Below are 25,750 nucleotides of genomic sequence, written 5' to 3' on the forward strand. Positions count from 1 at the left end.
CCTCGAACCCGTCGCCCGCCCCGCCCTCGAGCCCGTTCTCCATGCGGCCCCCGAACCCGTTCCCGACCTGGCCCCCAACCCGCTCCCGTACCCGTCACCGGACCCGTTTCTGAGGTGACCCTCAGCGATCCAGATCACTCCGCGCCCGGCTACAGTGCGGCAGAAGATAGGGGTAGTCTCAGACGGACTGCATAAGTTACCGCTTAGTAATGTCGGCGCCGCCGACGAAACCCCGCAAACCTCGCAGGCCCGAGGAGCCCCCATGCAACTCGCCGCGATCATCGTGTCGCTGGCCCTGACCGTGGTCGGCGTCGCCCTGCTCGCCCGCGCCATCGGCCAGTTCGTCCGGTATTTCAAGCTGGGCCAGCCGGTCCCGGCCGGCACCCGGACCGACAACCCCTACCAGCGCAGCGTGACACTCGTACGCGAGTTCCTCGGCCATACGCGCATGAACCGCTGGGGCATCGTCGGCTTCGCCCACTGGTTCGTGGCCGTCGGCTTCCTGACGCTGCCGCCCACCCTGGCGCAGGCGTTCGGCCAGCTCTTCCAGGCCGACTGGACGCTGCCGGTCATCGGTGGGTTCCTGCCGTTCGAGCTGTACGTCGAGTTCATCGGCGTGATGACGATCCTCGGCATCGCCGTGCTCATCGTGGTCCGCCTGCTGAGCCTGCCCTCGCGGCCCGGCCGCAAGTCCCGCTTCGCGGGTTCCAAGGCCGGTCAGGCGTACTTCGTCGAGTACGTCATCCTCACCATCGGCCTCGCCATCTACGTGCTGCGCGGCCTGGAGGGCGCGCTGCACCACGTCGAGCACTACGAGGCCGGCTACTTCGCCTCGTACCCCCTGGTCCTCGCCTTCAAGGGCCTGTCGGTCGGCACCCTCCAGAACCTCGTCTACCTCACCGCGATGATCAAGATCGGGACGTCCTTCGTCTGGATGATCGTCGTCTCGCTGAACACCAACATGGGTGTCGCCTGGCACCGCTTCCTCGCCTTCCCGAACATCTGGTTCAAGCGCGAGGCGCACGGCGGTACGGCCCTCGGCGCCCTCCAGCCGATGACCTCCGGCGGCAAGCCGATCGACTTCACCGACCCCGGCGACGACGACGTCTTCGGCGTCTCGCAGGTCGAGCAGTTCTCCTGGAAGGGCCTGCTGGACTTCTCCACCTGCACCGAGTGCGGGCGCTGCCAGTCGCAGTGCCCCGCCTGGAACACCGGCAAGCCGCTCTCCCCCAAGCTCCTGATCATGTCCCTGCGCGACCACGCGCACGCCAAGGCGCCGTACCTGCTGGCCGGCGGCGGCAAGACCATGGAGGGCGAGGAGAAGGCGTCCGAGGAGCAGCTCAAGGACGTACCCGCGGCGGCCCTCGCGGAAGCCGAGCGCCCGCTGATCGGCACCGCCGAGGAGAACGGGGTCATCGACCCGGACGTCCTGTGGTCCTGCACCACCTGCGGCGCCTGCGTCGAGCAGTGCCCGGTCGACATCGAGCACGTCGACCACATCGTCGACATGCGCCGCTACCAGGTGATGATCGAGTCGTCGTTCCCGTCCGAGGCGGGCACGATGCTCAAGAACCTGGAGAAGAAGGGCAACCCCTGGGGGCTGGCCAAGAAGCAGCGCCTGGAGTGGACGAAGGAGGTCGACTTCGAGGTGCCGGTCGTCGGCAGGGACCTCGAGGACCTCTCCGAGGTCGAGTACCTGTACTGGGTCGGCTGCGCCGGCGCCCTCGAGGACCGCGCCAAGAAGACCACCAAGGCCTTCGCCGAACTCCTCCACATCGCGGGCGTCAAGTTCGCGATCATGGGTGGCGACGAGAAGTGCACCGGTGACTCCGCCCGCCGCCTCGGCAACGAGCCCCTGTTCCAGGAGCTGGGCATGGAGAACGTCATGGCGCTGAACATGGCGTTCGGCGAGGAGACCGACGACGACGGCAAGGTCACCGACGAGTCCCGCAAGCCGCGCTCGGCGAAGAAGATCGTCGCCACCTGCCCGCACTGCCTCAACACGCTCGGCAACGAGTACCCGCAGCTCGGCGGCGACTACGAGGTCATCCACCACACCCAGCTGCTCCAGCACCTCATCGACGAGGGCAAGCTGATCCCGGTGACCCCGGTCGACGGCCTCATCACCTACCACGACCCCTGCTACCTGGGCCGCCACAACAAGATCTACTCGCCGCCGCGAGAGATCATGTCCGCGGTCCCGGGCCTGCGCCAGCAGGAGATGCACCGCCACAAGGAACGTGGCTTCTGCTGCGGCGCCGGTGGCGCGCGGATGTGGATGGAGGAGCGGATCGGCAAGCGCATCAACAACGAGCGCGTCGACGAGGCCCTGTCCCTGAACCCCGACATCGTCTCCACCGCCTGCCCGTTCTGCCTCGTCATGCTCACGGACTCCGTGAACGGCAAGAAGAACGACGGCCAGGCCAAGGAGTCCGTCCAGGTCGTGGACGTCGCCCAGCTCCTCCTCGACTCCGTCAAGACCCCGGTCGACGACGAACCCCCCGCGGGCGCGGCCGAGTCGGAGAACGAGCCGGAGCCCCAGCCGGTGAAGTGACCGCCGGCGACGGTACGTTGCGACGCCCCCTGTCCTGCCCTGGACGGGGGGCGTTCGTGCTCCCGGACAGGGGCGTCGTCGTGCTGTTCCGCACCCCCTCGGGTACCCGGACGCACCGCCCGCGGCACCCCGGACGCATCGCCCGCGGGTAGCCCGGACGCACCGCCCGCGGGTACCCCGGACGGTCGTACGGGTCTCCCCTTAGGGGATGTCACAGGTCGGCCGCAAAGCCGCTTCCGGGGGGCCGGGCCGCGCACGTCACTCTTCGGGACCAGGTACGTTCGATGACGTGGCTGGATTCAGGATCGGACGTGGCGGCCGGGACGGCCGCGCCCCGCAAGCGCGACCCCATAACCCTCCCCACGGGCAGCAGACGCCCCAGGGGCCGCCCCCGCACGGCTACCCGCCGGCGCAGCAGCCGTACCCGCCGCAGTACGGCGGCGGGGGCGTCGGAGGCCAGCAGTGGCCCCCGACGAACGGCGGCGGCCAGGGTGGCGGTGAGCCCGAGTACTTCGGCGGCGGCGACCCCTACGGCGCGCCCCCGCACGACCCGTACGCCGCGAACAGCCCGGGTCACACGCAGGCGTTCTCGATCGACGACCACCAGCAGTACAACCAGGGCGAGACGTACCACGCGGGCGCCGCGGCCCCGGCGGGCCCGACCGGTCCGCGCCTGCACTGGAAGCAGCTGCTGCGGGGCGTCGTACTGTCCCCCAACCAGACCTTCCTCCGGATGCGGGACTACACGATGTGGGGCCCCGCCCTCGTCGTCACCTTCCTGTACGGCCTGCTCGCGGTGTTCGGCTTCGACGACACGCGCGAGGACACGATCAACGCGACGCTGTCCAACGCGATCCCGATCGTCCTGACGACGGCCGTGGCGATGGTGCTCAGCGCCTTCGTCCTGGGCGTCGTCACCCACAGCCTGGCCCGTCAGCTCGGCGGCGACGGCGCCTGGCAGCCCACGGTCGGCCTCTCCATGCTGATCATGTCCCTCTCGGACACCCCGCGCCTGATCGTCGCGATGTTCGCGGGCGGCGACGCCTCGTTCGTGCAGCTGCTCGGCTGGGCCACCTGGGTCGCCGCCGGCGCCCTCCTCACCCTCATGGTCAGCCGCTCCCACGACCTGCCCTGGCCGAAGGCCCTGGGCGCGTCGGCGATCCAGCTGATCGCCATCCTGTCGATCGTGAAGCTGGGCACGTTCTGATACTCGGTATCGCCTGATAGTCGGTATCGCCTGATAGTCGGTATCGCCTGATAGTCGGTATCGCCTGATAGTCGGTATCGCCTGATAGTCGGTATCGCCTGATAGTCGGCCCGGACAGGAGGAAGGCCCCCGGCGCGAACGCCGGGGGCCTTCCTCGTCCGGGGGTTGCACTCCGGTTCAGATCAGTTCGGGTTCTGATTCCGGTGCCGGTGCCGGTGCCGGTGCCGGTACGGGTGCCGGTGCCAGGGCCGGTACGGGTGCCGGTACGGGTTCTGCTTCCGGAGCCGGTACGGGTGCCGGATTCCGCGCCGGTGCGGGACTCGCTTCCCACCGTGCGGTCGTCCGTGCATAGCCGAGGACCACCGAGCCCATCGCCAGCAGGAGAAGGGGGCCGAACAGCCACGGGTGCTCGGCCATCTCCGACGGCAGATAGCGATACGACACCAGAAGCGCGGCGAAGACCGTCGCGCCGTAAGCGGTCAACCGGAGCCCCGACCGGTCCCAGCCGTGGTCGTAGGAGCGCAGAGCCGCCTCGATGGTGAGCGTGAACACCACTCCGGCGATGAGGTCCGCACCGTAGTGGTACCCGAATCCCAGCGTCGCGCAGAGCGTGGCGATGAGCCAGAAAGTGCCCGCGAACCGCAGAGCGCGCGGGCCCTTCCGGGTATGGATGAAGATCGCGGTGGCCCACGCCGTGTGCAGGCTGGGCATGCAGTTGCGCGGGGTGATCTCGTCGAACGACATGTGCCGCGGGGGCTGGAGCGGCGGCACCGTCTGCGGCCACAGGTCGGCCACGGCCCAGGGCTCGCTGGGCGGCATGTCCGGCGCCCACAGACTGACCCCCGCCCAGTGCTCGGCGCCCGTGCCGTAGGCGAAGATCGGGCCGACCACCGGGTAGATCATGTAGAAGGCCGGACCGATGAGGCCGATCACCAAGAAGGTGCGCACGAGGTGGTGGCGCGGGAAGCGTCGCTCGGCCGCCACGTTGCGCAGTTGGTACAGCGCGGCGATGACCGCGGCGACCGCGAGCTGACCGTAGACGAAGTCGAGAAAGTTGAACCCGATCGAACCGCTGGCCGTCACGACCCGGCCGACCAGCCACGAGGGGTCGCCCAGCGCGTGGTCGGCGGTCGCCACGTACTGGTCGAGCACGAGGGGGCGGGTCTCCGAGGTGATGAGCAGCCAGGTGTCACCGGTCTTGCGGCCGGCCATCAGCAACAGGGCCAGCCCGACCCCCTTCAGCAACAGGACACGTTCCCGGCCGGTGCGGCGTGTGACGGCGATGACCGCGCAGCCGAGGGTCACCCACAGGGCGCCGTTGCCGAAGGGGTGGCCTTCGGTCACCTCGACGCCGGCCGCCCACCGGACCGCCAGGAAGGCGATGTCGATACCGATCGCGGCACCGACGGCGATCAACCGTTGCCGCCAGGTGAGCACCACCAGCATCAGGGTCATGGAGGCGTACAGCAGGCCACCGGACTTGGGCGGGAATATCACTTCCCGTGCCTGTGTCGTCATCGGCCCCGGCAGGCCGAGACGACGCGCCACGAGTTCCAGCGCGATGAGGAATCCGAGGGCCACGGCCATTCCCGTGACCCACACGATCACCCGGGGCTGACGCCACGAGGAGTATGCGTTTCTGCCTTTTATTCGCGAAAACACCCGCGACGCTATAGGTATCAATTATTTGACCGATTTAGTAGATTTTGAGAACCGAGACACTCATCACGCCGGATGGCATGGCTTCCTGTACGGGAAGGTGAACAGGGGCGTTCATCGCGAGTTCGAACAGGTTAGCGGGGCGGAACGAAGGGGTTAAGTCCCCAAGCTGAACCCACTCACCCGCCCTCACCGCGTACACGCCGAGTGGCAGAGCCGACGGGAGGCGGGACGTGACGAGAGGCCTCGGAATCACCGAGGCCTCTCGTTCGCATCTGCGGGGTTCTCCGGGGGTGCGGGAGTTCTCCGGAGTTTGCCGGATTTCTCGGTGCCATCCGATTTTATCCAGTGTCATCCAATGTCATCGGTTTCCTCCGGATACCGAACGATCAGAGCGCTTCCTTGTTCGGCTTGGCCGCTTCTCCCGACCTGTGCACGGGAGGCAGCACGCTCCACGGGAAGTTGATCCAGTCGTCGGTGCGCTTCCAGACGTACTCGCACTTCACGAGGGAGTGGGACTTCTCGTAGATGACGGCGCTGCGGACCTCCGCGACGGCGTCGAGGCAGAAGTCCCGCACCAGCTTGAGCGTCTTGCCGGTGTCGGCGACGTCGTCGGTGATCAGGACCTTCTTGTCGGAGAAGTCGATCGCGTTGGGCACGGGCGCGAGCATGACGGGCATCTCGAGGGTGGTGCCCACGCCCGTGTAGAACTCGACGTTCACCAGGTGGAGGTTCTTGCAGTCGAGGGCGTAGGCGAGGCCACCGGCGACGAAGACCCCGCCGCGCGCGATGCTGAGCACGATGTCGGGCTCGTAGCCGTCGTCGGCGATGGTCTGGGCGAGTTCGCGGACGGCGACGCCGAACCGCTCGTAGGTGAGGTTCTCCCGTACGTCGCTCATACGCCGCTCACACCTGGGTCCGGTGGAAGTTGAGGAAGGAACGGGAAGCGGTCGGCCCCCGCTGCCCCTGGTACCGGGACCCGTACCGCTCGCTGCCGTACGGGTGCTCGGCCGGGGAGCTGAGCCGGAACAGGCACAGCTGCCCGATCTTCATGCCCGGCCAGAGCTTGATGGGCAGCGTGGCGAGGTTGGACAGCTCGAGCGTGACGTGTCCGGAGAAGCCGGGGTCGATGAAACCGGCGGTGGAGTGCGTGACGAGCCCGAGCCGGCCGAGGGAGCTCTTGCCCTCGAGCCGGGAGGCGAGATCATCGGGAAGGCTGATGACCTCGTAGGTGGAGGCGAGGACGAACTCCCCGGGATGCAGGATGAACGGCTCGTCACCCTCCGGTTCCACGAGCCGTGTGAGGTCCGCCTGCTCGACCGAGGGGTCGATGTGCGGATACCGGTGGTTCTCGAACACCCGGAAGTAGCGGTCGAGGCGCACGTCGACGCTGGACGGTTGCACCATGGATTCGTCGTAGGGATCGATCCGTACCCGCCCGGAGTCGATCTCGGCCCGGATGTCCTTGTCTGAGAGAAGCACGCCCCGAGGATACGCAAGGCGCGCGGACCCGCCACCATCAGGACGGTTCCGCGCGCCAGGTCGCTGCTGTCGCTGTCGTTGCTGCGATTACCGGTGTGCCACAACGACGGCTGCCACTGCCACTACCACTGCCATCACGGCTACTGCTCGTGCTCGCCGCTACCGCTTCTCGAAGACCACCGGCACCGCGCTGCGGAGCCGGGCACACCGAGGACACCGGACAAGCCGTCCGGGACCGAGCCGCCCGGCCTGCTGCATCGGGAACGAAGTGGTGCTGAACACGTGCCCATCGGCACAACGGACGACGGTGCGCTCCATCAAGTCCTAGAGTCCCTTCCCCAAGAGCCGCGTCCGACTGCTGCTCGCCGGACGACGAAAGCCACATTACGGGACGAACGAGACGACCCTCCAGGCGGCACTCCGTCCACACCCGGACCCTCTCCCACCCCTCCACCGTACGCCCCAACTCCAGCCCCGAGCACCCGGATCCCCTCCCCCGAAACGCACGCGACCCCCAGGGCTTCAGCGCCGGGGGCCAGGGATGAGGTAGAGTAACCGCGCGATCAGACACCGGCCCGACCGGCGTCTTACGCGGGTGTAGTTTAATGGTAGAACATCAGCTTCCCAAGCTGAGAGCGCGAGTTCGATTCTCGTCACCCGCTCCACGAAGAAGGCCCAGGTCATCGACCCGGGCCTTTTTGCTGTGCTCAGCGATCACTCTCCGCGTGCCAGATTCGTGCCAGAAGGCTTGTCCGGCGCTCTCCCGACCGCGGCGGCCCGTGTCTTCCGTACGGTGGCGTCGAGACCGGCGGCAACTTCCTGCTGCCGGTCGTCGTCGGAGTGCTGATAGATCAGCGCGGCCTTCTCGGAGGACTGGCCGGCGCGGACCATCGTGTCCTTGAGCGTGGCACCGGATCGGGCGGACAGCCTGTGCCCCGTGTGGCGGAGGTCGTAGAAGCGGAAGCCCTCGGGCATGCCGACGACTTCCCGAGCCTTCCGCCACCTTCGCCCGAAGGTGCTACGCCGGAAGGGCGCACCCTTCTCCCCCACGAAGAGAAGCCCGTCGGGCCCCGGCTCGGCGAACGACTCCAGGTGCCAGCGGAGCTCCCGGTGAAGGAATGCGGGAAGGATCACAGTCCGGGACCCGGCCTCCGACTTGGTGTCTCCCTGGGCGCGTCGCCCGTTCATCCGTTCCGGCTCGGCGAGGTGTACGCGGACGCGGAGGCTGCCGAGGTCGACGTCACGGCGGCGGAGACCGGCCAGTTCCTCCGGCCGCATCGGACCGTAGGCGCCGAGGTACACCATCAACCGCCACCGCATCCCCACCGCCTCGGCGAGCGCGTCGACCTGGGCGACGGTGGCGATCCGCCGCTCAGCCGCTTTCTCCTTGCCTGCGCCCCTTGATCCGGCATGGGTTGCGCTGGATCAGCTCGTCGTCCAAGGCCGTCTCCATGACGGCCTGGCCAGGTCGTGCAGGTGCGCGAAGGACAGCGCGGCGGCGATCAGGGCTTGGACGAGTACGGCGTCGAGGCGGACGGGCAGGGAACGCACGGCGTCACTCCTTGCGCGCGGCGATCAGTGTTTCTTGGCACGTCAGCCCCTATCTGACCCTTTGTCCCGCATCCCGCACAGCCCCTGACCAGCAGATTTCGCCGTACGCCCATAGGAATTACATGCGGGCGAAAGGGTCTCGCAGGCAGGCAGGCAGGCAGGCAGGTAAATCGGCACCAGATGAAGGAAAGTGACGGCACGTCGGCAACGACGAGCGGCCCCCTGGGGCAACAGAGGGCCGCGCTCGCACCCACTCGATAGCGAGTCGTCCGAAGAAGGTGCCGCACATGAATGTACGCCTCTACAACAGGGCCCGTAAGGTGGCCGGCCGTCATCCCGCGAGGGTCCTGATCGGCTTGCTGGCTGCGGGGGTGACCGTCAGCGTCTGGATCAGTCCCAGGCTCGCCGTCCCAATCAGCACTGGGGCAGCGGTGTTGGGGGCCGCAGTCCCGGTAGCTCGATCAACCCGTCCGCGCACGCCCACGCACGAGAGGGACATGTCGAACCATCCGGTAGGTGGCGGTTTGGTAGAGCAGCAGGGGCAGCGGCAGTAACGACTGGCCTGCCCTCGGACTCCCGTCTCCTAGGAGCAGCACCGCAGACGCATGAGTTTCCAACTGAGTGACAGCGCCGACGGACAGCGGCACACACCCACGTACGTCTGCGGACCTTCACAGCAGGTGAGAGGCGCATCGGCCCACGGTCGAAGGCTTCTTCAAGTTGCTTCGGGACGAAGCGGTCACTCCGTTACGGTGTCCCGCATGGACCGGCCAAGCTCCTGCATGCCCCGAGTGCAGCCAGCCCATGCAGTCCGGCGGCTTCGTCCTCTCCAAGTGGGAGGAGGATGCCCGGCGGACTCGTCGGGCGCTGTGGCGGTGTGCCGGTCGGCATGTCTGGTGGGGCTGGGCCGACCGGCCGGATGAGCCGCTGGAGGTTTGCCCCCTCCTCAAGCTGGGTCTCTGACATCCACGAGTGACATCGACGGCAGCGGCCAGCGACGGCAACCAGCGGTCGTGTGCGGCAGCAGTGCACGAGGCGAGCTCCGGCCAGACCGGCCGTAGAGCGAACTCCTGAAGCGGGTGTCGCAGGTTCGAATCCTGCCGGGGGCACAGGCCGAAGGGCCGGCGCAGGAGGGCTTCCCTCGCGGGCCGGCCCTTCGTCGTTCCCGGGGTCGTGCCACACGCGTGCCACCACGGCTGCGTGAAGGCCGGGTTCCTGGTCCGGGGCTGCCTCTCCCCCACCCTCACGGATCATTGCTCCGAGGCGATGGGCGATAGCCCGGTCGCGGTCGCCAGTCACGTGCCGGTAGATCAGCGCGGCGCGCGAGCTGCTGTGGCCCATGCGGGTCATCAGCTCACGGGTACTGACTCCGGCGGTCGACTCCAGGGTGTTGCCGGTGCGTCGGAGATCGTGGAAGTGCGGCTCCGACGTGATGCCCGCGGCGTCCCTTGCCGTGATCCAGTCGTCGCGGAATTTGCTCCGCCGGAGGTGGCCGCCGCGCGGGCCGACGAAGACGTGAAATGCCTTCGGGCGCATCAGGCGAACAGGCCTACGACCTGAACGCCCGGGCTCCGCGAATCCCGCACAACCATCGGGCCCTTCCATGAGTCATGATCACGCAGGGTCCACGGGTCCCTAGGGTCCCAAAGGGCCCGCAGCGCCCGCGGGCCTCACAGACCCACGGATCCCTGCTCTCAAAAACATGATCACCGTGGTCGCCGCAGACGGTCGGCGCAAAGACGGCCGTCCGCCGCCCCACCACCGCGACCGCACCGAACGGAGCCAGACACCAGTGAAGCCCACCATCGCCGGCCGCACGGGCGTGACGGCGACCGCCGTCGTGCTTGCCACGACCGGTGGTCTTCTCTCCACGGCCTCCGCCCCCGCCTCGGCGGCCGTGAACTGCACCTCCCCCGTCTACCAGCGCCAGTTCTTCGCGAACACCACCTTTTCCGGCACCCCGAAGAAGACCGACTGCGACAGCACGATCAGCGAGAACTGGGGTACCGGCGCCCCGGCGGCGCACCTGCCCGCCAACTCCTTCGGCGTCCGCTGGACGGTGACGCGCGACTTCGGCTCCGGCGGCCCGTTCGCCCTCACCGTCGCCGCCCAGGACGGCGTCCGCGTCCGCGTCGACGGCACGCTCAAGATCGACCTGTGGAAGAACACGTCGTCCACCGTGACCCGGACGGTCAACCTCACCATCCCCAGCGGCAGGCACACCCTGCGCATCGACTACGTCAACTGGACCGGCAAGGCCAACGTCCGGTTCACGTATCTGCCGCGGACCTCGGCCGCCGTCGACAAGGTCAGGCCGCTCGCGCCGACCGGCGCCGCCGTCGCGTACGACCGGACCAGCCGCAAGACCACGCTGACCTGGGCGAGGAACAAGGAGATGGACCTCGCTGGCTACCGCGTCCACCGACGGCTCGGCAGCGGCGCCTGGACCCGGCTCGCCGCCACCACGGGCACCTCCTACACCGACACGCCGCCCGCCACCGGGCAGTCCTTCGCGTACGAGGTCCGCGCCTACGACAAGGCGGGCAACGAGTCGTCCGGCAGCGCCGACGTGGCCGTCACCACCGTCGACCGGACGCCGCCCGCCGCGCCCTGGCCGGAGATGGACGTCTGCCCGGACGACGAGAAGGTCGCCGGACCCGAACTCGTCACCACCTCAGCCAACGCCGCCGACATAGCCCAGTACCAGGCCCAGCGCCTGAACCCGGCGACCGGCCTGTGGACCGATGTCCACACCGGCGCCAAGGGCGCCTTCTGCGACCGCGGCCGCCCCGCCGACGGCACCACGGCCACCTACCGGGGACGCGCCCGGGACGCGGCCGGCAACTGGTCGGCGTACTCCGCCGCCACCACCCTCAAGGTCACCGACGGCATCCCCCCGGCCGCCCCCGCCGCCCGCGTCGAGTATCGCGGCGGCGTCCCGCACCTGCTGTGGAACGCCGACCCGGACGCGGTCCGCTACGAGGTGCTGCAGCTCGACCCGGCCACCGGCGGCTGGCTCAAGGCCTTCGGCGACACCGCCGTCACCACCGGGACCGACGTGGTGCCCCTCCAGCAGACGGCCCTCGCCGACGAATACCGGTACGCGGTACGCGCCTTCGACGCCGTCGGCAACGCCTCCGCGTCCGCCGAGGTCACCCTGCGGATGGCGGACCGCCCGGAAGCCATCGCGCCCCACCAGGTCACCACGAGCCGCTGGGGCGACTCCGTCATGCTGTCCTGGCGCAGCGCCGACCCGTGGACCGTGGACGACGGTCATCTGCCGTCCTACGAGATCGTGCGCACCGACCCGGCGACCGGGCAGAGCACGCCCCTCACCCAGTGCTCACCGATGGGCGACGGCTCCGGCCCGCAGCCGCCCACGCTGCAGACCGCCTCCGCCGACAGCCACGACCCGGCCTACATGACCTGGCCCAAGCCTGTCGTGCGCGCCCACTGCGTGGAGGGTTCGGGCGCCTCGGAGACCACGTACGAGTACCGGATCGTCACCGTCGACCGCTACGGACACCGCTCCGCGGCGAGCGCCCCGGTCACCGCGACCGTGGGCGACACCGTGCGCCCCGCCCCGGTCTCCGACCTGAAGGCCGAGGTCATCCCGATGGGTGTCCGGCTGACCTGGAACCCGTCGGCCGACGACGACGTCATCGGCTACTACGTCTGGCAGGGCACCACCGACCCGGAGACGGGCGAGACGGTGTGGCAGCGCACCTGTGTGACCGGAAACTCCCTGGCCGAGACCGAGATTCTCTGCGCGACCGTGCCGGACGGACGCGAGCATGTCTACCGCGTGGCCGCCACCGACCGTGTTTATCTCGAGGAGGGCCCGGAGACCTTCCGCACCGCCGACATCAAGGTCGTTCTCCCCGACACCCGCCCGCCGGGCTGGGCGGGCACCCGCATCATCACGGACCAGTACCCGGACCTCTACGTCCGCTGCGGCCAGACCATCTACGACCCGCCGTGCGACAACTGGACCGACTACCGCCTGGAGCGCTGGAACCCGGCCGCAGCGTCCTGGACCACCCTCGCCACGGGAAAGACGACCGACCCGAAGTCCTACCTGGACCAGGCCGTCCACGACGACCGTCTCGGCCTCTACTACTACCGGGCCGTGTACAGCGACGGCACGGGCGCGGAAAAGGTCATGTGGGAGCGCGCGTACGGCATCTGGGACACCTGGCTCTGACCCTTGCGAGCGGGGCTCCGCGACGAAGGTTGGTGCGATGGCGGCCGGTACGACCACTCCCGACCGATCTCTGAGGAGCCAAGGATCAGGTGCTCCACTGCCACAAGCGCAGCCTCGAAGGATCCGTCAGCCCGCAGAAATCCATGAGCGCCAGCCGACGCAGAACCAGTCGCGCCATGCTCTCCGTGAATCGCGGACTGTCTCGATTTACGTATACCGTCGGTCACTTATGAGAGATAATAGGTGACGACGTTGCTTTGAGTGGCGTCATCACTCGACTGGCCGTTCATGTAGAGGTAACTGTAGGCGGTGTTCGCTCCGACCTTTCCGGTCGAGGTTGCTCCGAAGCATGAGGTTCTAGCACCCGGGGAAAGGTCGGAAAGCCTGCAGTAGCTGTAATCCCCGCTCGAGTCCCAGCCGGCGAACACTTGGCCGTAGATCGTAATTTTCTTATCCGAGGTATTCGATACGATGAGCACGGCCTGCAGGTTCCTGCCGGACCCATGGACGATGCAGGTCTGAAAGGCTACGTAATCCGACTTGTCATGCGTTTTGGAATTAAAGCAAACGTAGTCGCTCGGGGCGACCCAAGGCTGCCAGATCACGTCGGCCGACGCCGGGCCGGATGCGAAGATCATTGCACCTATGGCCGCGGCGGTGACACCAAGCCCCTTGACGAGTCCACGCATTTTTCACACCTTTATTTGGGTTCAATAACTGGAGACTTTCCGTCTCCTTCGCGAAGCAATACTTTAGTTGTAATCCACGTAGCCGTTCATTATCAGCTTCGACGTCATGCTTCCCGATGAAGATACGGGTTTGGTCGGCCCCAGACACACCGTCCGAAGACCAGAGTTGAAGTCCGACAGCCCGCAGTGGACGTCTCCGCCGAAGTTTGTGGTGACAAGGCCCTCGATCTTCACCTTGTTGCCTGAAGTGTTATCCACAACAAGCATGGACTGCACGTATGTGCGGCTGTCGTTGAAGATAAAACAGCTCTTGAAGCTGATGTAGTCAGATGCCGCATGGGTCTTCGCGGCGTTGCACGCCCAAGTGCCGCCGGGAGCGGTACGCCAGTTGGATTCGGCCGTTGCCGCAGATGCCGGGCTCGCGGCGAACAGGCCCACACTGATGGCCGCAGCAGCTGCCGCAAACCCCTTGACGGCAAATTTCATACCTGATCTCCCCAATCTCTGATGGAATTCAAGCACCCTCAAGGTGATCTTGAGAGTGATCGACTCGAGACCTTACGTGAATTAATCTTCACGGGTAAGGGGTTTCCATGAATGGCTTGGAAGTTGACTAAAAGCCATACCTGCACGGACACGATCCGCTCCAGCCCCCACGATGAGCCTGGTGATATCGCCGGTGCACTTGGCCGGACCCCTCTTCGCTAGCGACCCGTCGCCGAAGCTCAGGTAGCTGATACCAAGCCAGCCCGGGCCACGCCAGACCCCCACGCGAGTGTCCAACTGCGCGACAACGCCGACGAACAGCGGCGGACGAGCGCGGCCCCCATGGACGGTCATCGCAGATGAGACACCCACCTGCCCAAGGCGGGGCCCCCGCCCAAATTGCTCCGGGTCAAAGAGGCCATCACCCAAGTTCTCACCACCCGCTTCCGCCGTCGCGGCTTGCTCTGGTCGACGGCATGGCAGCGTGGCTGAGACCAGCGGGGGTGCTCCCATGAACGCTGCTGAACGCCCCCGTTCGCAGTCCAAGGGCCCACCAACACAGGTGGAAGCGTGTTGGCGGTACCGAGCTTCAGTAGGCGTCGGGACGTGGCGGCCCCGGTCGGGCCTGCCGGACGCCGGTGCATGCCACCAGCGTGCTGCCGTCCTCGTCGAGAAACAGCATGAAGACCCACGATCCGTCAGCAGTCCTGACCCGGCCCAGGTGAACTGGTCGGCCGTTTGGGTCGAGGCGTTGCACGGCCTGGGCCAGGCCGGAGGTCTCGATGCCCCTCCGAAGGGTGCGACGGAGCCGGCGCCCGTAAACCGTCGAGAGCGACTCGGGTGACGTCGTTCCGTCCCAGACGACGTAAGAAGCGCCAGCACGGAGGGCAGACAGGGCGGCCGACGACGTGTCGTCGCCACCGCCCAGCAGCCGTTCGAGCTGCTCCCGTTCCATGACCACACCCCCGGTCGGGATCCTGCAGTACAGCAACGAAGTACGGCAACCCCAGCACCCGCCAGCGACCACCAAGCCCTTCCCCGCAGCCTGTATGACCTCCACCCGCTGCGTGATCGCAGGGCGGGCGCTGTACGTGGTGGGAGTCACGGCGTCATGTCGGATGGGTGGCCTCAACCAGTGACGTGTCCGCCCGCCCGACTGGGAGCTGGCCCACCGCGTCAAGGGCGAGAAGATCGACGGCCTCGCCGCCGCGATCGCCCGGCAGGCGGGCCCGACCCAGCCCCCCGCCCGGCGCGCCCCCCGTCCGGCGACCTGGGGAACCCGCTCCCGCCCTCGTCGGCACGGGCCGGCACCGCCGACCACCACTTGGCCGCCCGCCAAGCCAGCACATCCGTGCGAGCGCTGCCGTTAGGTTGACCCCATGGAACAGGGTGGGGAACCGCGACTCTTCTCCAACAGGTGGGCTGCCGCGGGCGGTCGGGGCGACGCCTCCGACCCGCCGCGCGACACCTGCGCGTGCCTGGAAAGGCGCCCCGGGGGCCCGCCCCCCGACCTCCGCTTCCACGCGGACCGTCAGGACACCTCCGCGCCCGGCTGGCTGCACCTCCTCGAACTCGTCGACGAGGCCGCCGCCGACGGCCGTGAGGTCTTCTCCCCGCTGGCCGAACTCCCCCCGCGGGAACGCCGGCAGATCATCACGCTCCCCCCGTCCATCGCCCGGCTCCGCGAAGTCCGGCACCTGGTGCTCTACGGCAGCAACCTCGTCCGCCTCCCGCCGGAGATCGGCGCCATGGAGAGCCTGGCGGAGTTCGACCCGTACACCTCGTACCGACTGCACTGGTTCCCGTACGAGTTGACCCGCTGCCCGGTCCTGACCCGCAGCACGGTCAGCACGCGCGCGCTGTACGGCAACCGCACGTACCGGCCGCCGTTCCCCCGGCTCGCGCCGCCTCCGCCACAGGGCCGTCCGGGCGACCTCCACCCGGGCGCCCGGGGCACCCGGGCCGTCACCGCGTGCAGCGTGTGCGCCGGGCCGGTGGATCTGTCCCGGCTCCAACAGGTGTGGATCTCCCTGCGTGTCGCCACCGACGTCCTCCCCCTCCTGGTCAACGCCTGCTCGCGGGGTTGCGTCGACGCCCTGCCCAGCCCGCCCGACGGCTACGTGGCCACGCCGCACCGCGGCGGCCCCGAGGTCCTCCAACCCGCGGAGCGCCGGTGACCGGGTCGGCCGCCACGGGTTCGCGCGGTGGACGCGGCGCTTCGAGGACGAGCGTGAGCGCCGGAACGCCCTGGGCGACCCGGACTGGGAGCGCGGCGCGGCCCTGCACCCGGCGGTGTGGTCCGGCATCCAGCGCTTCCAGGTCGGCGAGGACGGCGACGGCGCCAACCTCGTCGCCAAGGCCGACCGGGCCGCGGACCCGGACTACGCGCGGGCGGTCCGGCTGTTCGTCGCCGAGGAGCAGAACCACGCCCGCCTCCTCGCCCGGCTGCTGGCCGCGGGCGGCCTGCCGACCCTGACCGGCCACTGGTCCGACACCGTCTTCGTACGGCTGCGGCGGCTCATGGGGCTGCGCCTGGAGCTGCTCGTCCTGATGATCGCGGAGGTGGTGGCACTGCGGTACTACCGCGCCCTGCGGGACGGCACCGGCGACCCGCTGACCTCGGACGTCGCCGGCCGGATCCTCGCCGACGAACAGCGCCACGTCCCCTTCCACTGCGAGCGGCTGCACGCCTCCCTGGCCGAGCTGCCCCGCCCGGCCCGGCGCCCCCTGATGGCGTCGTGGCGCCTGCTCCTGTTCGCGGCGTCACTGGTCGTCGCCGCCGACCACGGCCCGGGACTGCGCCGGCTCGGCCTCGGCCGCCTGCGCTTCGTCGCGGACGTCATGGCCTCGTCCGGCGAGGTGGTCTCCGCGGTGCTCCCACCGGTCAGACGGAACCCCGAACCGAACCGGAACTCGAATGCACCTTCGCATGCGGAGCCGGGGTCGACTCGTCACTCGCCGCACGGCGGTACTCGGCGTTGATCCGCCGGGCCTCCTCGAGCTGGTCCTCCAGGATGACGATGCGGCACGCGGCCTCGATCGGGGTGCCCTTGTCGACCAGCTCGCGGGCGCGGGCGGCGACTCTCAGCTGGTAGCGCGAGTACCGGCGGTGGCCGCCCTCCGACCGGAGCGGACTGATCAGGCGTGCCTCCCCGATGGCCCGGAGGAAGCCGGGAGTGGTGCCCAGCATCTCGGCCGCCCGGCCCATCGAGTACGCCGGGTAGTCGTCGTCGTCCAGACGACCGCTGAGCGGGTTGTCTGCTGTCATGTCACCTCGTTGATCGCCGCGTAGAAGGGACCCTGCTGCCGTCCGGCACCTGGGCCCCTGAGGAGATTCAACACCGTCCACCGGTCGTACCGCCGTGCCGGTCCGCCGTTACGGGTACCCGCCCCGCCGGATCCCCGCCCCGGACCACCCCTGGCCGGGCATGCGCAAGGGCCCCGCCGACAGCTGTCGACGGGGCCCTTCTTCGCAGGTGGGAGGCGGTTTCCCGGCCCTACCCGCACTCGCCCGGGGGCGTGGTGCTTCCGATTTTTGCTAGGCCGCCGAGCCGAAGGCGGACCGACGCTGGGTACGGCCACGCGAGGACGAGGCGTCGCCGGTGGACCGGCCGCGCTCGCCACCGCGCTCGCTGCCACCGCGCTCGCCGCCACCGCGACCGCGGCGGCCACGGGAGGACGAGCCACCCGAGGACGCGGAGCGCCGGGGGCGCTCGACGACCGGCGCGGTGATCACGACGGGGATGCCGGACGGGGCCTGAGCACCGGTGATACGGCTCAGCTCCTCCTCACCCGAGCGGACCGAGGTCACCTGAGCGGTGACACCGGCCATGGCCGTCAGACGGCTCATGGCGCGACGCTGGTCCGGGGTCACGAGGGTGACGACACTGCCGGACTCGCCCGCACGGGCCGTACGGCCGCCGCGGTGCAGGTAGTCCTTCGGGTCGGTCGGCGGATCCACGTTGACGACCAGGTCGAGACTGTCGACGTGGATGCCGCGCGCGGCCACGTTCGTCGCCACGAGCACGGTCACGTGGCCCGTCTTGAACTGGTCCAGCGTCCGGGTGCGCTGCGGCTGGGACTTGCCGCCGTGCAGAGCCGCGGCGCGCACGCCGTTGTTCAGCAGGTGCTTGGTCAGCCGGTCCACCGCGTGCTTGGTGTCCAGGAACATGATCACGCGGCCTTCGCGGGCCGCGATCTCGGTGGTCGTGCGCTGCTTGTCCGTGTCGTGGACGTGCAGGACGTGGTGCTCCATCGTGGTGACCGCGCCGGCCGACGGGTCGACGGAGTGGACGACCGGGTCGGACAGGTAGCGGCGGACCAGCCGGTCGACGTTGCGGTCCAGGGTGGCCGAGAACAGCATCCGCTGTCCGTCGGGCTTCACCTGGTCGAGCAGCGCGGTGACCTGCGGCATGAAGCCCATGTCGGCCATCTGGTCGGCCTCGTCGAGGACGGTGATGGCGACGTCGTCGAGGCGGCAGTCGCCCCGGTCGATGAGGTCCTTCAGCCGTCCCGGCGTCGCGACGACGACCTCGGCGCCGCCCCGCAGGGCGCTCGCCTGACGGCCGATCGACATGCCGCCGACGACGGTGGCCAGTCGCAGCCGCACCGAGCGGGCGTACGGCGTCAGCGCGTCGGTGACCTGCTGGGCCAGCTCGCGGGTCGGCACGAGGACGAGCGCGAGCGGCTGACGCGGCTCGGCGCGCAGGCCCGCCGTACGGGCCACGACCGCGAGGCCGAACGCGAGGGTCTTGCCGGAGCCGGTGCGGCCACGGCCCAGGACGTCACGGCCGGCCAGCGAGTTCGGCAGCGTCGCGCCCTGGATGGGGAACGGGACGGTCATGCCCTCGCTGGCCAGCGCGGCCGACAGCGGCGCGGGCAGGCCCAGGTCGCCGAACGACTCGACGGCGGGCAGCGGCGGCGTGATCGTCTCCGGCAGCGCGAACTCGCCCTGCTGCGCCATCGGCCGGCGGCTGGAGCCGCCCTGCGAACGACGGGGCGCGGAGGAGCGGCCGGCGGAGGAGCGCTGCGGGGCGCCGCCTCCGGAGCGGCCGTAGGAGCGGGCGCTGGAACGTGCACGGTTCATGCGGGGGACCTTCCTTGATGCGGCGCGTATCAAGGAATTCCCGGAGCACATGAAGGCGCGGAGAATTGCGAGAACGAGCCGGAGTTGGTGGGGCCGAAACAGGTGGACGGGAAACATGACACCGTCCTGCGGGAAATCAGGTCATCCCGCGCGGCGCCCGGAAAAAGCGGCGAGCCGGGGCCCGCACCCCACGGTGCGGGCCCCGGCTTCGACGTTACGCGTCAGGCAGGGTCAGGCGGGAACGATGTTCTCCGCCGTCGGGCCCTTCTGGCCCTGAGCGATGTCGAACGACACCTTCTGGCCTTCCTGGAGCTCACGGAAGCCCTGGGTCGCGATGTTCGAGTAGTGAGCGAAGACGTCGGGACCGCCGCCGTCCTGCTCAATGAAGCCGAAACCCTTTTCGGCGTTGAACCACTTCACGGTGCCACTGGCCATTTTATTCTCCTTCGAGGAACGGTTCGGAGTCACCCTGTGTGCCTCCGGTCGCCGTGATGATCACCCCGACGGAAAAACCTTCTGGCAACCACAACTGCAACTGATGACGACAGTAGCACGGTGCGTTCGGCCGAGTGCGCTCGACCATTTCGCCTGGTGAGCCGCCTGCGGGAATATTCACCGGGTGCTGCGCCAATTTCTCATCTGGCGACCACAGATATTGCTCCACAGGCACTCCCGCATTCTTGCGGGCATCACCGACCACAGCCCCGTGACCTCCTACGACGGTCACCGCGACCGCCTTCCGGAACCACTCCGGTGAATGCCCGAAACGCGTCCCACTGCGACGAAGGACACATCGACGGTGAACATGCGTCCGATCCGCGGACCGTCCCGTAGTCCCACCGGTGGAGTCCGTACCCCTCACGTACTGCGTTCTCAGTACGGGGGATTGTCGGCAGGCGCACGACGACAGGCAGGAGGCCGGGCGGCGAGTCTGGGCCGACAGTCGGCACCAGATGCGGAGACCTCCTGTCGTGGCTACTTTCCTCTATCGCGTGGGCCGCCTGGCCTTCCGGCGGCGCTGGTACGTCGCCCTGGTCTGGGCGGCGGTCCTCGCCGCCGTCGGGCTGGGCGCCGTCAAGGCCCCCGGCGCCTCCGACGAGCAGTTCTCGATGCCGGGCATCGAGTCCCAGAAGGCGTTCGACCTGATGGAGCAGCGTTTCCCCGGGGCCTCGGCCGACGGCGCCACCGCGCGGGTCGTGTTCGTCGCGCCGGGCGGCCAGAAGGTGACCGCGGCCGAGAACCGGCGGACCGTCGAGGACGTCGTGGCCGACCTCGCCGACGGACCGCAGGTCGCGAGCGCGGCCGACCCGTTCACGGCTCGGGCGGTCAGCGAGGACGGCACGACGGCCTACGCGACCGTCACCTACAAGGTCGCCGCGAACGAACTGACCGACGACAGCACGGCCCGGCTGGACCGGGCTCTCGAGGACGCCCGTGCCACCGGGCTGACCGTCGAGGCCGGCGGGGACGCGTTCGAGGAGTCCGGCGGGCCGGGCGGAGTCGCCGAGATCATCGGCGTCTCGATCGCCGCGGTCGTCCTGCTCGTCACCTTCGGTTCGCTGGCCGCGGCAGGGCTGCCCCTGCTGACCGCACTCATCGGAGTCGGCGTCAGCATGGCGACGATCATGGCGCTCTCCGACGCCCTGGGCCTGTCCACGACGACCGGCACCCTGGCGATGATGCTCGGCCTGGCGGTCGGCATCGACTACGCCCTGTTCGTCGTCTCCCGCTACCGCGAGGAACGCGCGCGCGGCCGTACCCCGGAGGAGGCGACCGGTCTCGCGGTCGGCACGGCCGGGTCCGCGGTCGTCTTCGCGGGCCTCACCGTCGTCATCGCCCTGGCCGGACTCGCCGTCGTCGGCATCCCGATGCTCACCAAGATGGGGCTCGCCGCGGCGGGCGCGGTCGTCGTCGCCGTACTGATCGCGCTGACGCTGGTGCCGGCGTTCCTCGGCTTCTGGCCGAACGCCGTGCTGGCGCGCAAGGCCCGCAGGAGCGGCCGTATCGAGGACGGCACCCCGGACAACGGCGGCACCCGCTGGGCCCGGTTCGTGCTGCGCCGTCCGCTGCCCGTGCTGCTGCTCGGCGTGGTGGGCCTGGGCGCCCTCGCGCTGCCGGTGGCGGACCTGCAACTGGGCATGCCCGGCGACGAGGCGAAGCCCACCTCCACCACCCAGCGCCGGGCCTACGACGCGCTCGCGGACGGCTTCGGACCCGGCTTCAACGGGCCCCTGACCGTCGTCGTCGACGCGCAGGGCGATCCCGACCCGAAGGCGGCCACGCAGACCGTCGCCGACGAGATCGGCGCCACCGAAGGCGTCGTCTCCGTCTCCCCGGCCCGCTTCAACGAGGCCGGTGACACCGCCGTCTTCTCCGTCGTGCCGTCCACCGCGCCGACCGACGAGCGGACCAAGGACCTGGTGAAGGCCATCCGGGGCGAGCGTCCCGGCGTGGAGACCGAGACCGGCGCGACCTTCGAGGTCACCGGCAGCACCGCGCTGAACATCGACATCTCCGACAAGGTCCAGGCCGCGCTGATCCCGTATCTGATCGTGGTGGTCGGGCTGGCGATCCTGCTGCTGATGGTGGTGTTCCGGTCCCTGCTCGTCCCGCTGAAGGCCGCCTTCGGCTTCCTGCTGTCGGTGCTGGCCTCCCTCGGCGTGGTGGTCGTGGTCTTCCAGCAGGGGCACGGCGCCGACCTGCTCGGTGTGGAGCAGACCGGCCCGATCATGAGCCTGATGCCGATCTTCCTGGTGGGCATCGTGTTCGGCCTGGCCATGGACTACGAGGTCTTCCTCGTCTCCCGGATGCGCGAGGCCTACGTCCACGGCGAGCGGCCCGGCCAGGCGGTCACGTCCGGCTTCCGGCACAGTGCCCGGGTGGTCGTGGCCGCCGCGCTGATCATGATCGCGGTCTTCGCCGGGTTCATCGGCGAGAAGGACTCCATGATCAAGATGATCGGGTTCGGGCTCGCCGGAGCCGTTCTCTTCGACGCCTTCGTCGTCCGGATGGCGATCGTGCCCGCGGTGCTCGCCCTGCTCGGGGACAAGGCCTGGTGGCTGCCGAAGTGGCTGGACCGGATCCTGCCCCGCGTCGACGTGGAGGGCGAGGCGCTCACCCGACGGCCCGAGCCCGGCGACCGGGATCCCGCCGACGAGCCGGACCATGCCGGCCTGGAGCCGGCCCGCACCTGAGCGCGGTCCCTCCCCCTCCCCCCGTCCCCTCCCTACAGGGACCGTCCGTGGTGAACGCCACGGGCGGTCCCCTCGCCCGTCGACGGGGGCGGAGGTCACGATGAACACCGCACCACCGACCGGAGAGCCGATGCCCGATGAGCAGCAGCCTTGAGCGCTACCAGGACCGCCTCGAGAGGTACTCGGGACATGTCGGCAAGTACGCGGACCGCCACCCCCGGCTCATCGACGTGGCGGTGGTCCTCGCGCTGATGGGCTGCGCGAGCCTCGGCAGCTCCCTCACCCTGCCCGGCATTCCCCCGCCCGACCACGGGGGGTCCGGCACCGCCCTCATGGGCGTCTCCTGCCTCGCCCTGCTGCGGTACCGGAGCCACCCGCGGACCGCCGTCGTCGTCACCGCGGTCTGCACGGTGATCGCGGTCGTGCTCGGGTATCTGGTCACCCCGTTGCTGCTGGCCCCGATCATGGCTGCGCTCTACTGGCTGGCCATGCTCACCGACCCCGGGACGACCCGCGCCTTCGGCGTCGCCACGACCGTGGCGGTGACGGCCGCGGCCGTCTTCTCCGACAGCATGGACGAACTCTCGCTGCTGATCCGGACGATCGGCCCGTTCTTCTGGCTGATGCTGCCGCTCGCCGCCGGCAACATGACCCGGCTGCGGCGCGCCTACCTCCAGGCGGTGCAGGCCCGCGCCGAGCACGCCGAACGCACGAGGGAGGAGGAGGCCAGGCTGCGCGTCACGGAGGAGCGCATGCGCATCGCGCGTGAACTGCACGACGTCGTCGCCCACCATCTGGCGCTGGCCAACGCCCAGGCAGGCACGGCCGCCCACCTGGCGCTCACCCGCCCGGAGCAGACGAAGAGGATCCTCACCGACCTGACCGGCACCACGTCCTCCGCGCTGCGCGAGCTGAAGGCCACGCTGGGACTGCTGCGCCAGAACGACGACCCGGCCGCCGATCCGCTGGAACCGGCACCGGGCCTGGCCCGTCTGCCCGAGCTGGTCGCGTCGTGCGAGTCGGCGGGGTTGACCGTCACGGTCACCACCGAGGGGGAGCCCCGGCCGCTGTCACCGGGGGCGGATCTGACCGCGTTCCGGATCGTGCAGGAGGCGCTCACCAACGTGACCAAGCACGCGGGCAGTCGGTCGGCGCGCGTGCGGCTGGTGTACTCCGGGTCGCGGCTGGTGATCACGGTCAGCGACGACGGCCCGGCCACCGCCGCGCCGCCCGCGACCTCGCCGGGCCGCGGCTTCGGCATCCTGGGCATGCGCGAACGCGCCCACTCCATCGGCGGCGAACTCCGCCTGGGCCCCCGCCCGGAGGGCGGCTTCGAGGTCACGACGGCCTTGCCGCTGATCCCCGAAGCCTGACCGTGTGTCCGGTCCCTGACCGTCTGTCCGGTCTCCGAGCGTGCGTCCGGTGCCTGACCGTGTATCCGGTGCCTGACCGCGTGTCCGGTGCCTGACCGCGTGTCCGGTGCCTGACCGTGTGTCCGGTCTCCGACCGTGCGTCCGGTCTCCGACCGTGCGTCCGGTCCCTACAGACCGAACTCCTGTGCCGACAGGCCGAGGACCGAGCAGGCCTCGCGCAGCACCTGCTCCTCGGCCGGCGCGACGTACCCGTCCGCACCCGCGATGACGAAGCCGGTCTGGATGACGGCCCTGGCCTCCGTCGGCTTCTTCGCGGCCTTGGCGATCTCCTGGAGAACCTCCGCCTTGCCCTGGGGGAAGTCGAAGGCCAGCCGGTCGACGTGCTTGTTGAAGCGCTGGCGCAGTTGCTCGGACGGGAAGTTCTGGAGCACGTCGTTGTTCAGGATGAGCGATTCCACGTGCTGTCGCTCGGCCGGGTCAACGTGCCCGTCGGCGGCGGCCACCAGCGCGCACATGGCCATGCTGGCGTCACGGTAGGCGCCGCTCTTCAACTCCGTCTTGAGGGAGGTGAGCTGCGTCTTGAGCGTGCCCACCAGCTGGGCGCGCGAAGCGCCCGACCCTCTCGAGGCCGGTCGCCCCTGGCCACCGGTGCCTCGGGCACCCTGTGCCTGCTGGAGCCCCTTGGCCTGGTCCTTGATCCGATCCCACATCGCCACGCGCGCCATCCTCGGCTTCAGCCCTGTCGTTCCGGTCCGACGCGCATGGATCACGCGTCATCCAGCCAACGGCCGCCGGACCGTCGAAGTTCCACGGCGGCCGGGCGGACGCGGCCGTGGGGCACGACGCCGGCATGTGGTGCCGTGCGCTGCTACACGTCTCGCGGGTCGGGGCCGCCGAGCATCTCCGAGGCGGACTGCATGGGGCTGAGGGTGCTGGCGCTCACGGGCGCGGCCTCCTCGGGCAGGCCGTGGCAGGTGAAACCGAGGCGGCGCATGGCCCGGACGACCTCGCCGCTGCTGAAGTCACGACGGTCCTGCCGGGTGACGATCTCGCCGACCTGCTTGACCGGGTAGCGGCGGCGGCCGATGGTGACGGACTCGCCGGTGATCAGCTCGGGCGTGACGCCCGCCATGGAGGCCAGGACCCCGCTCTTGGTCAGGTCGAACGGGTACCGGGCGATGACACAGCGCATGTTGCCTCACAGAGCGAAGAGAAGGGACTGACCCGGGGAGACGGGAAGCAGGAGAGCGGGGGAGCGGGAACGACAGGGGGAGGGGTGAGCGGTGGGGGTGTGGTGGTTACCTGCCGCGCCCCCGGAAACACCGGAATACAGCGAACTGGGGCCCGCACCCCAAGGTGCGGGCCCCAGTTGCGAAAGTGCGGGTCGGTGCCGGTACCGGGCGGTGACGGCAACTGAAATCGACAGTAGCACGGGCCGATCGGGCCCGGCCGGTCAAAGATTTCACTCACTCGGGCGGTCCCCCGGGCCCTCGGACGAGACCGCCGGTCATGCGGACATGAGCGGCCCGGCCGCTTCCTCGGTGGTGTCGGGCGGTACGACCTGGAGATCGCGGCGCCCCTGGCCGGGTGCCATCAGGACGATGGTGTCGGGTGCGTGCGCCGCCGTGGACCTGCGCAGCCGTACGACCTGGTTGCACACGAGCATCCGGCCCGGCGCCCCGGCCCACGTCGTGCCGTTGACCATGACGCTGGCGATGTCCCCCCACGCGCGCGGCAGTCCGGCGAGCAGCTCGGGAAGCTCGGCGAGGAGGTCGTCGGAGCGGGGCCACCAGACCCCGTCGACGCGGCGCGGCACCGGGCTCTCGGGCGCGAGGTGCAGCCTGAGGAGGCGGCCGGACGCCTGCGGGCGCAGGGCGGACCGGACCCGCGCGGAGCGACGCGGAGGGGCGGGGAGGAGGGAGGAGGACGGAGCGAGGGCGAGGGCGGGCGAGGGGGAGGAAAGGAGAGGAGAAGGAAGGAGGGGAGCGGGGAGGGGCTGATCGGCCGGACGGGTGTGGTCGGTGGGCGCGTTCATGTCGCGTTCCCTGTCCCCGGGCCGCCGAGCGGTGGTCCGATGCAGTGGTGCACCGGGAACGACGCCGGCGCGGAGGCGGCGTACGGAGAACTCCCGATACCCCCACGGTACGCCACCAGGACTGTCCGGGGCCGACTTGTCGAACGGGTGTTCGGTTAACGGGGGGCGGTCACGGGCTGGAGTACCGTGAAGGAGCCGGGAGTATCTCGTGCACCGGCCGCCCGCCGCTG

19 protein-coding genes, 1 tRNA gene and 3 pseudogenes are annotated in these 25,750 nt (G+C 69.5%); 8 read left to right on the forward strand and 15 right to left on the reverse strand.

Annotation, left to right across the window (positions count from 1 at the left end):
* Positions 1 to 262: 262 nt before the first annotated feature.
* Complete coding sequence (locus tag BM536_RS34115) at positions 263 to 2,554, forward strand: heterodisulfide reductase-related iron-sulfur binding cluster (protein ID WP_073493844.1); 2,292 nt, start codon at positions 263 to 265, stop codon at positions 2,552 to 2,554.
* A 208-nt stretch (positions 2,555 to 2,762) separates the two neighbouring features.
* Positions 2,763 to 3,761 carry a Yip1 family protein gene (locus BM536_RS34120; RefSeq protein ID WP_073493846.1) on the forward strand — a complete coding sequence of 333 codons (999 nt, stop codon included), beginning with the start codon at positions 2,763 to 2,765 and terminating at the stop codon, positions 3,759 to 3,761.
* A 177-nt stretch (positions 3,762 to 3,938) separates the two neighbouring features.
* Here BM536_RS34120 and BM536_RS34125 read toward each other — a convergent pair whose 3' ends face one another.
* From BM536_RS34125 to dcd, 3 genes are all read right to left on the reverse strand, one after another.
* Complete coding sequence (locus BM536_RS34125) at positions 3,939 to 5,348, reverse strand: DUF5933 domain-containing protein (RefSeq protein WP_170109974.1); 1,410 nt, start codon at positions 5,346 to 5,348, stop codon at positions 3,939 to 3,941.
* A gap of 461 nt (positions 5,349 to 5,809) precedes the next feature.
* Entirely contained in the window at positions 5,810 to 6,319 is a 510-nt protein-coding gene (locus BM536_RS34135; RefSeq protein WP_073493850.1) for a phosphoribosyltransferase, read from the reverse strand.
* Positions 6,320 to 6,326: 7 nt separating this feature from the next.
* Positions 6,327 to 6,902, reverse strand: coding sequence for a dCTP deaminase (dcd, locus tag BM536_RS34140; RefSeq protein WP_073493851.1), 576 nt, complete (start codon positions 6,900 to 6,902; stop codon positions 6,327 to 6,329).
* 591 nt (positions 6,903 to 7,493) lie between these two features.
* Between dcd and BM536_RS34145 the strand changes: the two genes are divergently transcribed.
* Positions 7,494 to 7,567, forward strand: a tRNA-Gly gene (locus tag BM536_RS34145).
* Between the two features lie 49 nt (positions 7,568 to 7,616).
* Here BM536_RS34145 and BM536_RS34150 read toward each other — a convergent pair.
* The 3 pseudogenes from BM536_RS34150 to BM536_RS45225 all read right to left on the reverse strand — a co-directional run.
* Positions 7,617 to 8,364: pseudogene (locus BM536_RS34150) on the reverse strand (tyrosine-type recombinase/integrase); the annotation flags it as partial.
* Positions 8,340 to 8,453 (reverse strand): annotated as a pseudogene (locus tag BM536_RS44500) (DUF2637 domain-containing protein); the annotation flags it as partial. The pseudogenes BM536_RS34150 and BM536_RS44500, both read right to left, overlap by 25 nt.
* A 1,230-nt stretch (positions 8,454 to 9,683) precedes the next feature.
* Positions 9,684 to 10,031, reverse strand: a pseudogene (locus BM536_RS45225) (tyrosine-type recombinase/integrase); the annotation flags it as partial.
* A 214-nt stretch (positions 10,032 to 10,245) separates the two neighbouring features.
* Between BM536_RS45225 and BM536_RS34160 the strand changes: the two are divergent.
* Positions 10,246 to 12,657, forward strand: a complete 2,412-nt coding sequence (locus BM536_RS34160; RefSeq protein WP_073493853.1) for a PA14 domain-containing protein — start codon at positions 10,246 to 10,248, stop codon at positions 12,655 to 12,657.
* A 227-nt stretch (positions 12,658 to 12,884) separates the two neighbouring features.
* Here the strand turns inward: BM536_RS34160 and BM536_RS34165 are convergent, their stop codons facing one another.
* Entirely contained in the window at positions 12,885 to 13,346 is a 462-nt protein-coding gene (locus tag BM536_RS34165; protein WP_143651027.1) for a hypothetical protein, read from the reverse strand.
* A gap of 63 nt (positions 13,347 to 13,409) precedes the next feature.
* Entirely contained in the window at positions 13,410 to 13,832 is a 423-nt protein-coding gene (locus BM536_RS40455; protein WP_143651029.1) for a hypothetical protein, read from the reverse strand.
* 1,379 nt (positions 13,833 to 15,211) lie between these two features.
* Here BM536_RS40455 and BM536_RS34175 point away from each other — a divergent pair.
* Together BM536_RS34175 and BM536_RS34180 are read left to right on the forward strand one after the other, a co-directional pair.
* The gene (locus BM536_RS34175) at positions 15,212 to 16,009 is read left to right on the forward strand and encodes a leucine-rich repeat domain-containing protein (protein ID WP_245873909.1); all 798 of its coding nucleotides are present in this window, start codon (positions 15,212 to 15,214) and stop codon (positions 16,007 to 16,009) included.
* Between the two features lie 70 nt (positions 16,010 to 16,079).
* Positions 16,080 to 16,814: a ferritin-like domain-containing protein gene (locus BM536_RS34180; RefSeq protein WP_245873934.1), complete on the forward strand. Its 735-nt coding sequence runs from the start codon at positions 16,080 to 16,082 to the stop codon at positions 16,812 to 16,814.
* Here BM536_RS34180 and BM536_RS34185 read toward each other — a convergent pair.
* From BM536_RS34185 to BM536_RS40465, 4 genes are all read right to left on the reverse strand, one after another.
* Positions 16,717 to 17,100, reverse strand: a complete 384-nt coding sequence (locus tag BM536_RS34185; RefSeq protein WP_073493872.1) for a helix-turn-helix domain-containing protein — start codon at positions 17,098 to 17,100, stop codon at positions 16,717 to 16,719. The genes BM536_RS34180 and BM536_RS34185 overlap by 98 nt on opposite strands.
* Positions 17,101 to 17,370: 270 nt before the next feature.
* Positions 17,371 to 18,918, reverse strand: a complete 1,548-nt coding sequence (locus BM536_RS34190) for a DEAD/DEAH box helicase (RefSeq protein ID WP_094103867.1) — start codon at positions 18,916 to 18,918, stop codon at positions 17,371 to 17,373.
* 231 nt (positions 18,919 to 19,149) lie between these two features.
* On the reverse strand, positions 19,150 to 19,353 hold the full coding sequence (locus BM536_RS34195; protein ID WP_073493870.1) for a cold-shock protein: 204 nt from the start codon (positions 19,351 to 19,353) through the stop codon (positions 19,150 to 19,152).
* A gap of 1 nt (position 19,354) precedes the next feature.
* The gene (locus BM536_RS40465) at positions 19,355 to 19,582 is read right to left on the reverse strand and encodes a hypothetical protein (RefSeq protein ID WP_143651032.1); all 228 of its coding nucleotides are present in this window, start codon (positions 19,580 to 19,582) and stop codon (positions 19,355 to 19,357) included.
* A gap of 307 nt (positions 19,583 to 19,889) precedes the next feature.
* Here BM536_RS40465 and BM536_RS34200 point away from each other — a divergent pair, with 307 nt between their 5' ends.
* Positions 19,890 to 22,112, forward strand: coding sequence for an MMPL family transporter (locus BM536_RS34200; protein ID WP_073493868.1), 2,223 nt, complete (start codon positions 19,890 to 19,892; stop codon positions 22,110 to 22,112).
* Between the two features lie 137 nt (positions 22,113 to 22,249).
* The gene (locus BM536_RS34205; protein WP_094103868.1) at positions 22,250 to 23,485 is read left to right on the forward strand and encodes a sensor histidine kinase; all 1,236 of its coding nucleotides are present in this window, start codon (positions 22,250 to 22,252) and stop codon (positions 23,483 to 23,485) included.
* A 167-nt stretch (positions 23,486 to 23,652) separates the two neighbouring features.
* Here the strand turns inward: BM536_RS34205 and BM536_RS34210 are convergent, their stop codons facing one another.
* The 3 genes from BM536_RS34210 to BM536_RS34220 form a co-directional block, all read right to left on the reverse strand.
* A complete protein-coding gene (locus tag BM536_RS34210; protein ID WP_245873910.1) occupies positions 23,653 to 24,201 on the reverse strand; it encodes a tellurite resistance TerB family protein in 549 nt (182 codons plus the stop codon).
* A gap of 152 nt (positions 24,202 to 24,353) precedes the next feature.
* The gene (locus BM536_RS34215; protein WP_073493866.1) at positions 24,354 to 24,677 is read right to left on the reverse strand and encodes an SCO5918 family protein; all 324 of its coding nucleotides are present in this window, start codon (positions 24,675 to 24,677) and stop codon (positions 24,354 to 24,356) included.
* Positions 24,678 to 24,992: 315 nt separating this feature from the next.
* A complete protein-coding gene (locus BM536_RS34220) occupies positions 24,993 to 25,520 on the reverse strand; it encodes a DUF5994 family protein (protein ID WP_245873911.1) in 528 nt (175 codons plus the stop codon).
* Positions 25,521 to 25,750 lie beyond the last annotated feature (230 nt).

Origin of the sequence: Streptomyces phaeoluteigriseus (assembly GCF_001896135.2) — a bacterium.
GTDB lineage: Bacteria > Actinomycetota > Actinomycetes > Streptomycetales > Streptomycetaceae > Streptomyces > Streptomyces phaeoluteigriseus.

Excerpts from the sequence above, each read along its gene's own strand:
- BM536_RS34115 (WP_073493844.1), top strand. The coding sequence starts at position 263 with ATGCAACTCGCCGCGATCATCGTGTCGCTGGCCCTGACCGTGGTCGGC.
- BM536_RS34120 (WP_073493846.1), top strand. The coding sequence starts at position 2,763 with ATGTCACAGGTCGGCCGCAAAGCCGCTTCCGGGGGGCCGGGCCGCGCA.
- BM536_RS34185 (WP_073493872.1), bottom strand. The coding sequence starts at position 17,100 with ATGACAGCAGACAACCCGCTCAGCGGTCGTCTGGACGACGACGACTAC.
- BM536_RS34220 (WP_245873911.1), bottom strand. The coding sequence starts at position 25,520 with ATGAACGCGCCCACCGACCACACCCGTCCGGCCGATCAGCCCCTCCCC.
- BM536_RS34205 (WP_094103868.1), top strand. The coding sequence starts at position 22,250 with ATGAGCAGCAGCCTTGAGCGCTACCAGGACCGCCTCGAGAGGTACTCG.
- BM536_RS34135 (WP_073493850.1), bottom strand. The coding sequence starts at position 6,319 with ATGAGCGACGTACGGGAGAACCTCACCTACGAGCGGTTCGGCGTCGCC.
- BM536_RS34195 (WP_073493870.1), bottom strand. The coding sequence starts at position 19,353 with ATGGCCAGTGGCACCGTGAAGTGGTTCAACGCCGAAAAGGGTTTCGGC.
- BM536_RS34190 (WP_094103867.1), bottom strand. The coding sequence starts at position 18,918 with ATGAACCGTGCACGTTCCAGCGCCCGCTCCTACGGCCGCTCCGGAGGC.
- BM536_RS34125 (WP_170109974.1), bottom strand. The coding sequence starts at position 5,348 with ATGGCCGTGGCCCTCGGATTCCTCATCGCGCTGGAACTCGTGGCGCGT.
- BM536_RS34165 (WP_143651027.1), bottom strand. The coding sequence starts at position 13,346 with ATGCGTGGACTCGTCAAGGGGCTTGGTGTCACCGCCGCGGCCATAGGT.
- BM536_RS40455 (WP_143651029.1), bottom strand. The coding sequence starts at position 13,832 with ATGAAATTTGCCGTCAAGGGGTTTGCGGCAGCTGCTGCGGCCATCAGT.
- BM536_RS34215 (WP_073493866.1), bottom strand. The coding sequence starts at position 24,677 with ATGCGCTGTGTCATCGCCCGGTACCCGTTCGACCTGACCAAGAGCGGG.
- BM536_RS34175 (WP_245873909.1), top strand. The coding sequence starts at position 15,212 with ATGGAACAGGGTGGGGAACCGCGACTCTTCTCCAACAGGTGGGCTGCC.